The 1,097-nt window shown below is 56.1% G+C and carries 2 protein-coding genes and 1 pseudogene; all 3 read right to left on the bottom strand.

Annotation, left to right across the window (positions count from 1 at the left end; translation table 11 throughout):
• Positions 1–230: pseudogene (locus HMPREF2924_RS07620) on the bottom strand (DNA helicase); the annotation flags it as partial.
• Positions 231–471: 241 nt separating this feature from the next.
• The gene (locus HMPREF2924_RS07615; protein WP_070700437.1) at positions 472–963 is read right to left on the bottom strand and encodes a hypothetical protein; all 492 of its coding nucleotides are present in this window, start codon (positions 961–963) and stop codon (positions 472–474) included.
• A gap of 17 nt (positions 964–980) precedes the next feature.
• A partial coding sequence (locus HMPREF2924_RS07610; protein ID WP_034078768.1) for an IncC plasmid conjugative DNA transfer DtrJ family protein occupies positions 981–1,097 on the bottom strand: 117 nt, incomplete at its 5' end.

The following is a 1,097-nucleotide window of genomic DNA, read 5'->3' as shown; positions in this document are numbered from 1 at the left end:
ACCGCATGAGCCAGGCTGTGGGCGGTCTTGCAGACTACGTTGCGGGGAAACTTGCCCTTCGCGGCTTTCTCCACCGAGCTGTTGTAGCAGAGATAGAGGATTCTCAGGGTAGGGTTCGCCTTGGCAAAGCCCACCAGGGTGGTCGTCTTGCCAGTGCCGGCGAAGGCCCGCACCAGGATCTTCGATGCCTTCGACTGGATGATCGGTGACTGTTCGTGAGTCCACTGCATAGGTGTCTCCGGAGATACGAGGGCTTCCAGATTGGTAGGTGTCTGGTTAAACAGGGGGGCTGTGGCTGTGGAGCTAGTCAGGGCATGGCATCATTTGTCGTTCGTCTCCCTGAAGGCATCGAAATGAAAATTTGGCGATTTGCGTTGATCTTTTTGATTCTGCTTTTTGCTGTCGCGTGGTTCTCATCTAGCGAGTTGAGATCACACGCTGTGCCTTGGTTGATTCACTGGTTCGAGGTGCTCAACCGATAGTGCGCCGGTGACGAATACACAGGTAGCAAAGGTGCGTAATGACCATTGTCATAGTCGCCAGGCATAGTGAAAATCCGGCACATAGCGTGAGAAATGCCGCACCCTCGGCGGCCCCTGTAGTCGCGTGGGGGACTATCGTCTCCATTGTTGGAATCAACCGATTTATCACCTGTGCCACGGCATAGACGTATAGAACCGAGGTCACGCTGAGCCAGGCGAGCGGAGTTAAAACGGCCTGTCTGGTCCATGGACCACGACGAGTACCAACTCGAACCCAGGCTGCGGTGAGCAACCATTGGACTGACAGCAATACCAGGGCGACTTCGACGAGGATTTGCCAATACGTGCCGGCCTCCTTGAGCCTGCCCATCGTCATGAGTACAGCCGCTGAAAGCAGCAGTACAAGGACAGTCAGCGTGATCCAACTGGCGTGTAGAGCCGTGTCGCGCGAAGGCAAGAGTTGTTTAAGCGGTAGGGCCATGAGCGTCTCCTCGAGGACTAGAGGTATTTCTTGAAGGTGGATGCTGTGATGCACACCGCTACGCCGAGCAGCGCGGCGCAGGGCAGCAGGATGAGCAAGGGGTTGATGCTGATGGGGATTGCCAGGTAGAGCGT

It is taken from the genome of Pseudomonas sp. HMSC063H08, assembly GCF_001813645.1.
GTDB lineage: Bacteria > Pseudomonadota > Gammaproteobacteria > Pseudomonadales > Pseudomonadaceae > Pseudomonas > Pseudomonas aeruginosa.
This window is presented reverse-complemented; position numbering and strand designations above follow the sequence as displayed.